Source organism: Hymenobacter ginkgonis, from assembly GCF_009755225.1.
Lineage (GTDB): Bacteria > Bacteroidota > Bacteroidia > Cytophagales > Hymenobacteraceae > Hymenobacter > Hymenobacter ginkgonis.
In genome coordinates this window covers 1-7279 of sequence record NZ_WQKZ01000016.1, presented here as the reverse complement: position 1 = coordinate 7279, position 7279 = coordinate 1, and the positions used below count along the sequence as shown (strand labels likewise).

The 7279-nt window shown below is 54.7% G+C and carries 7 protein-coding genes; 6 read left to right on the top strand and 1 reads right to left on the bottom strand.

Annotated elements, in window-relative coordinates; all coding sequences use genetic code 11:
* The first annotated feature begins 261 nt into the window (after positions 1-261).
* From GO988_RS23545 to GO988_RS23525, 6 genes are all read left to right on the top strand, one after another.
* Positions 262-933, top strand: a complete 672-nt coding sequence (locus tag GO988_RS23545) for a recombinase family protein (RefSeq protein WP_317164970.1) — start codon at positions 262-264, stop codon at positions 931-933.
* A gap of 59 nt (positions 934-992) precedes the next feature.
* Positions 993-1280 carry a hypothetical protein gene (locus GO988_RS23540; protein ID WP_157570094.1) on the top strand — a complete coding sequence of 96 codons (288 nt, stop codon included), beginning with the start codon at positions 993-995 and terminating at the stop codon, positions 1278-1280.
* A gap of 259 nt (positions 1281-1539) precedes the next feature.
* Positions 1540-3084, top strand: coding sequence for a hypothetical protein (locus GO988_RS23535; RefSeq protein WP_157570093.1), 1545 nt, complete (start codon positions 1540-1542; stop codon positions 3082-3084).
* 35 nt (positions 3085-3119) lie between these two features.
* A complete protein-coding gene (locus tag GO988_RS23530) occupies positions 3120-3860 on the top strand; it encodes a hypothetical protein (RefSeq protein ID WP_157570092.1) in 741 nt (246 codons plus the stop codon).
* 540 nt (positions 3861-4400) lie between these two features.
* Complete coding sequence (locus GO988_RS23925) at positions 4401-4598, top strand: hypothetical protein (protein ID WP_198173033.1); 198 nt, start codon at positions 4401-4403, stop codon at positions 4596-4598.
* A gap of 192 nt (positions 4599-4790) precedes the next feature.
* On the top strand, positions 4791-6398 hold the full coding sequence (locus tag GO988_RS23525) for a hypothetical protein (RefSeq protein WP_157570091.1): 1608 nt from the start codon (positions 4791-4793) through the stop codon (positions 6396-6398).
* A gap of 356 nt (positions 6399-6754) precedes the next feature.
* Here GO988_RS23525 and GO988_RS23520 read toward each other — a convergent pair whose 3' ends face one another.
* Positions 6755-7117 (bottom strand): VOC family protein, encoded by a 363-nt coding sequence (locus GO988_RS23520; RefSeq protein WP_157570090.1) that lies wholly within the window; start codon positions 7115-7117, stop codon positions 6755-6757.
* Positions 7118-7279 lie beyond the last annotated feature (162 nt).

Below are 7279 nucleotides of genomic sequence, written 5' to 3'. Positions count from 1 at the left end.
GGGCATGAAGCTGTCCTTGAGTAATCTGGAAAAGCTGTTGACCGACTTAGCCGCGCGCTAAGTGCTGTGGTCCCCTAGCGGTCAAAGGCAGTACTACACGGGGACTTCCGCCAGCCTACTACGCATTTTACCAGCCGGCGTACCCCAGTCGATGGTCAGCCTGCTCTCGAACGCGGCGAAAAGGCGAAAAGACATTTTAGAAACGACCGTTTATGTAATGTCTTATGGGAGTATCTTCGCCAAAACTCGTCGTTTTACCCCGTGCCCGCCTACTTCGCCTACTACCGCGTCTCCACTCAAAAGCAAGGCAACTCCGGTTTGGGCCTGGAGGCCCAGCGGGCGGCGGTGGTCAATTTCCTGAAAGGCGATACGCCGGTGGGGGAGTACGTGGAGGTGGAGAGTGGCAAGAAGAATCAGCGGCCGCAGTTGCTCGCGGCGATCGCCGCGGCGCGGGGCGCGGGTGGCGTGCTGCTGATTGCTAAGCTGGATCGACTTTCTAGGAATGCGGGGTTTATCCTGGCCCTGCGCGACTCGGGGGTGCAGTTCGCCTGCTGCGACATGCCCGATGCCAATACGCTTACCGTAGGGTTATTTGCCGTCATCGCCCAGCACGAGCGCGAGACCATCTCCCAGCGTACCAAGGACGCGCTAAAAGCCAAGAAAGCACGCGGCGCGCAGCTCGGCACGCCGGCTAACTTGACGGAAGAGGCGCGGCAGCTGGGGCTAGTTGCTCGGCAGCGCAATGCGCGCGAGCATGGGGGCATCCGGCAAGCCACAGCGCTGATTTTGGCGCGGCGGGCGCAGGGTCTAAGTTGCGAGCGCATTGCGGGGGAATTAAATGCTTTGGGTTTTACCGCCAGAAGGGGAGGGGCCTTTTCTCAAAAGCAGGTCCAGCGTCTACTCGACCGCCAGGCTTCTGCTGCGCTATGCTAATGTCACAGGTCCTCGCTTACTCCTTTGACGACGAAGTCACTTCCAAGTTTTACTATGATATGGACCAGAAGCGCCTGGAAATTCATTTTACCGGCTGTTGGGAGCTAGCCACCCAGCACTATCACGAAGGACCCTGTTATCTGGTGATTCACCAGTGGCACGCAGCACATTGTCAGGAGGAAGCCGTGAGCAAACGCTTCATTCCCTTAGAACAGGGCATGGGCATCGTGAGCTTACTGCTCGCCATCACGTGGGTCGACGAGCAGTTAGAACTGATCGTCCACACCCTGGACAATCGCTACTTGCTGCTCAGATTTACCCAGCCGCGCGTGGAAGTAATACGCTAGCCTCGCGAGCCGTTTTTCTAAGAAAAAGTCTATTTTTGAAGGGTGTGAAGGGAGAGTATCTTAGGTAAAAGGGAACTAAGGCAATCGCAGCACTATCTCCCGCAAGCAATGCGTCTACACTAAAGACAACACGAAGCCCACCGCGCCGATTGAAAGGGTGCTGCTATAGGTACTATTGGCTTGTCTGAAGCATAAATCGGATTAATAAAAGTCCACTTACTCGTTACTTCGACTATTAATAAAATTTAATCGACTTGCAATGCAAGTATATTTCAGCCATAGCTATCGAGATGCGCCTCTCAATAGCTATTTCATTGAACAGCTTGTGCAAGAGGAGATTCCACTTAGCGCAGACCAAAAAACAGACATTTGGTGCGTAGCTAAACTTGAGCGCTATCTAGGAGAAATGACAGGACTTATCTCCATCATTCCGCGCCGGCCCACTGATATCGATGCCTATGCATATTCCCCCTACATCGGACAAGAACTGAATTTGGCTCGTCGCGCTAGGCTGCCCCGGTTGCTGTTTGTAGACAATCTTGTGCTGGACCGGCACCGATTAGATTTTCCAGCGGATGCAGTTCCGTTTTTAGGCGATGAATTGAACAAAAGCGATTCGGTTCAGCATCGCACGGCCATTCGGAATTTTCGCTTAGAATTAGAAACGACGTATCGGCGTGTAAGCAATGCAAGTTCCAAGCGAGCGACGGTAGTCTACAGCCAAGGAAAAGACTTTCGCCGCGTGGCGCAAGACCTAGCCGAAGTGCTCAAACGGGAAGGCTTCGGGATCACGTTGTTGTCTAATGACTGGTCGGGGCGTGGCCTGGATGACATCCGTTTGCTTGAAACACTGCTAGAATCAGACTTATGCGTCTTCATGTTGGGGGAGAAATTGTCTGAAACGCACATCGCCTTAGCCATGGCACATGCGCACTGCGTTCCTTCTTTGAGGCTATTTTACAGTTCTACTCCCATCAAGTGCGCCCCTATGGTTTCCGGGGCCATTCCTTGGCACTCGCCCGACGAGTTGCTACACGAAGTAGGGCGGCAAATTTCAAGTTACAAAATGGGGTTAGTTCAGCCTGTCGCCTTGGCCCGGGAAGGCGGAGCGCTGTCTGCAGCCCTCTCTGTTGGCACCATGGTAGGATGGGAACGGAAGGAAAATTTATGGAACCTGCAAGATGGCCCAGCGTTGGTTGATCACGTCCACGTGAGGCACACCTTTATAGTCGACGAAGCGTCGCGGGCCCGCAAAGAATTTCAACGGAGTGTTGCCCTTGACCGAGGTCGTGAAGCCAGCATGGAAATCTGCCGCTTGCTCTATAATGGAATCAAACGGCACCGTTATGGGTACGAAGTTGAAATGCAAAGTGGCACTCCAGGTTTCCAAGCTATTCGAACGCCATCCCAGATTGCCACCCACGGAACGGCTACGTGCATTGACTTGGCATGCCTTTTCGCGGCGTTACTAGAAGCAGCGCTGCAAGAGTCATTAGTCGTTGTTTTAGAAGGTTCAAATTTTTCCCATGCATTGGTAGGGTATCGAGGAAGGGAAGAACCGCATTGGGATGCTCCTAGTCTAGGGGATCTCCGTAGGGCCATTTCCTTAGGCGACGCTGTGTTTTTTGAAGCTACAGGGTGCGTCGAAGCTACGAGCCCCGTTGGCGCAGAAACCGAACTAGAAAGACAAGAAAAACTGCTCTCTTTTGATGATGCTAAAATCGCTGCAACACGCCTCATTTTCAACGATAAAGTCACGTTAAGGCACTTGGTTGACGTGCAGTTCTTACGTCAAAACAGGTAACTTCCGCACTTAACCTGACCAATGTACTCGACCCCATGGCAAGCGTAGCTAAACTCTATCAGCAAGAAATGCATAACAACCTCGGTTTTTTCGCTAACTGGTTTCCAGGCGATACTTTGGAGATTGGGGATGTGGGAACCTTGGAAAATGGCCGCTTTCGGCGAGTTACCACACTCAAGAGCCTAGGAGTAGAGAGTCAAGTGAGCATGGGCCACACCACGCAAAATCTTCAATACACGTCGACGTCAGGTACCACAATCACGGCGAGCGCAAATGCATCCCCGCTCTCTGCTGTGGCAAAAGGGGAAATTAAGATTGACTTTTCTCGGGAAGGAGCCTTTGTGTTCAATGCATCTGGTCTTACAATGCACCGCTTGGAGAACCGTAGTCAAATAGCCGAAGAAGTACTCAAGATTTATGCGCAGGACAGGTGGGAAAAAGACTGGCTTCTGATCGAGTCACTCTATGAGGCCAAACGAACCACAGTCATTGTGTCAGAGGATAGCTCTGCCGGCTTGGTGCTACAAGCAAGCGCAGAAATCGGTATCCCCAGCGCTTCCTTGGCCGATCCCAAAGTGGACCTTAAGATGACTGCAACCCGCGGAAAAATGGTCCAGGTGGTCGGCGGAAAAAATATGCATCCGCTCTACTCGTGTCTGCGCATTAAAGACTCGTGGTTCAGTAGCCAGCCATCTCTACAGCCTATTCGTGGGCAACAAGGGTTGGTGGACATGCCTTTTGACCGAGTAGGTATTCTCGAATTGCTTAACTCATAAGCCAATCAAAAGTAAGCCGCAATACTCTAAGGATAAATAAGTTGCGGTGGCTGCTGCCCCCCGCTTGCTCGACACATGGTCGTGGTTAGGGCCAATACAGGCTAAAAGCAACTTTATCGCCCGAGTGCCAGGTCAATTTGGCCGTTAGTGGCTTCGCACGAGATGCTTTGCTGAGTTCTGCAACAGCTACCACCGTTTTGTTGAACGCAAGCAATCTAGCTCGTCCGGCGCGTGGCGGCCCCATACCGCTCGACAAATTCCTTCGCGTCTCTTAAATTTTCTGGATACTGCACATAGTTGCCGTACTTCGTAGTGGCCCATCCTGGAAAATGACCGGGGGCGAGGTGCTCGTAGCAAAAGCCGTGCGCTACCAGATAACGCGCTGTGGCCCATTTGTTCTGCTCGCGTTTTTTAGGCGGACGAAAGCGGTGGGGTAACACCACCAATTCAGCCTTACAGTCCGTGCACCGCACCGGACCTGTGACACCATAAGGTACATTAGCCGCTTTGCGGCAAGCGAAGCACACATGTTTAGCTCCCATGGACGAAAGTAAGCTCCCTTTCAGCAAACGGGTGCTGACCGCTTACTTCACCAAGCCGGCGGGCAAGTCGTTACTGAAGTACAGAGAACGCCCTGTAGCGCAAATTTTTGTAAACCGCAAGGCCTCCAAAAAATGGCATCCGAAAACGGCCCGAAAAATTAGCGTTTCACAGCCATTCGGTCACTTGAAGAATTAACCTAACAAACGAGCCTTTTTTGGAGGGGGCAGGAGTGAGGACGACGGTTCCGCAAAACGAGCGTTTGAGCGCTGTTAAAAACCGTCCAGCATACGGCCGTTTTAGGCAGGGGGAAGCGCGCAACTTGCATCGGTAGCCGACTGTCAAGTTATGCTAGCTTTGCTACTGCATGTCATTATTTCTCCGCGGTTTATGAACGGCTTTCGAACCCTATCGCAGCTAGTCTTCCGTTTCTTCCTGCTGCTGACCAGCTCGCTGGCTACCCAGGCTCAAACATGGCGCATGGCCCTAGACCTAAACCAAGCTACGGGGTCGGGGGTTGGCCAACTCACGGTGACGGACATGGTTGCTGATACCCAAGACAATGTCTACCTGACGGGGACGTGCGCGAACCCCGCCACGTTTGGCAGCACGACCCTAACGGGCCGGGGCTACCTGTTTTTTGTGGCGAAGTGGAGCAACACGACCCATCGTTTCGTCTGGGCACAGTCGGCGGCTTGCAACGACGGACCATTTCAGGGCCTGCAAGTCGCGGTGTCGGGAAACAGCGTGTACGTGGCGGGGCAATCTCCGCCCACCATTACCTTCGGCACCTATACTACGCCTGTGCGTAGCGGGTATGCGCTTTTCGTGGCCAAGTTCACCGATACCGGTACCAGTGCCCCCTTTAATTGGGTGCAACAAACCTCCGGCGATGGGTACCCGAGCGGGCTGGAGTTCGCGGCCAGCAGCGCGGGGGTGTACTTAATGGGCGGCTTTAATCGCACCTTGACGGTGGGCACTACCACCTTGTCGGACGTGGCGGGCGCCGTTTTTCTGACGAAGCTCACCGATGCGGGAACCAGCGGCCGCTTTGTATGGACCAACCAGTATACGGCCGCTGAGTGCACCACTTTTGCCCTCAGCGGCACTGTCCTCTACCTACCCGGCAACGCCCTGCGCCGGCTAACGGACCTGGGCCCCACGAGCCGACAGGATTGGGGGCTGCAACCTGCGGGAATGTCATTCAGTAGAGTGGCCGTGCAGGGTTCCGCCGTTTACCTGGTGGGGTACACGGCCCCTTCCGTAACGATTGGCACCAATACCCTGCCCGCCGGTACCAGCTTCGTGGCAAAGTTGTTGGACGGGAGCACCGCGGGTAGCTTGCTTTGGGCACAAGCCTTTGGTATCGGGCAAAGTGCCAATTCGAACAGCGCCTTGCTGTTGACGGCTACCAATACGGGCGTATACCTGCTGAGCTCCTTCAATACGGCCACGTTTGGCGGGAATACGCTGAATGCACTAGGGTTCAACGACGTGCTGGTGGCCAAGTACCTGGATGCGGGCGCCAGCGGGAGTCTGGCGTGGGTGCAGTCGGCCGGGGGGCCGGGGCGCGACTATCCGACGGCGGTGGCCGTAGTGGCCAATGGGACCGTGTACACGAGCGGGGTCGTCGTCATCCCGGCCGCCTTTGGGCCGTTCGCGTTTTCAACGGGCAACTTCATCACTTTCCTGGCTACCGTCACAGACAATACGTTCACGGCCACGACCCCTAACCAAGCCGCCGCCGGAATGGCGCTTTGGCCCAATCCGGCCGAGGGAAAGGTCCTGCTGTACGTGCCAGCACAGGTAGCGGCCGCCGGTACTTCCCTGCACCTGACGCTGACCGATAGGGTAGGTCGTTCGGTGCGCACCTTCAGCATCACCCTCCCCCCCAACGGCGTGATTCCCCTCACCCTAGCCGGGCTGTCTCCCGGCCTATATACGGCGCAGGCCCTGGTTGGCAGTGTACGCTACACACAGCCATTGGTGGTGCAGTAAGGTGCCCGAAGGCTAGCCCATAGGAACCTGAGCGCAGGGGTTGGCTCGTTCCAACGCAGCCCGGTTCCGTCCAGCAGGTCGGTGAAACACCAGCCTAAGGCTTCGCCCAAGCTCGTGTCTGGCGGGTTTTTCCCGCTCGCTTGAGCGAAACAGCAATAAGTTAACCAGGGCCAAAGACCATAAAGCACCACCCGGCTAAACGAAGGCAGCGACTTACGTTCAGGAAAACGGTCGTTTCGCTGTACAAGCTTTGTTTAGCTACTAGGACGACTACCCTAACTACTCGGTAAAGGTGCGCAGGTGGTTTTGGGTGGGTTGGCCGTTGTCTTTGAGCGAGCCGCGGCCGTAGCTGGCCCTCATCCTGCCGAAGTGAAGCAGAGCACCTCGATCAACAAGCCGCCGGGCTCTCGCCAGTAAAAGGTCCAAGAGCCATGAAACTTGCGCGGGGCATCGATAACGAATCCGTCGCTTGTTAAGCGCTGATAAAGAGCGTCTACCTGCGCTTGCGTTTCTTGCACGAACCCAATATGAAAGTCGGCTGGATAAGTTACTGCCAGCTCTTTCTTAAAGTTGCTTAACGTCAAGGTGAAGCCCTTTTCATCGGCGAGCACCGCCAGCGCGGAAGTACTCGTAAAGGCTGTCAGGCCAAAGTATTTTTCAAAAAGCTGCTGGGTCTGGACAACGTTACTAACCGCGAGGTTGAGGTGGTTAAGATTCATGGGAGGAGAGGGGATAACGTCCCTTCACAAACCTACTGTTTTTCGAATAGCTTCACTACCCACACCGAATGCCCCGAAAACACTGTTTTTCGAGGCCTTTCCGAAGAGGGTTTTTCGAACGTCGCTGCCGGGAGGCTTAGCTAGCTAGGCTCAGGGGCCTTT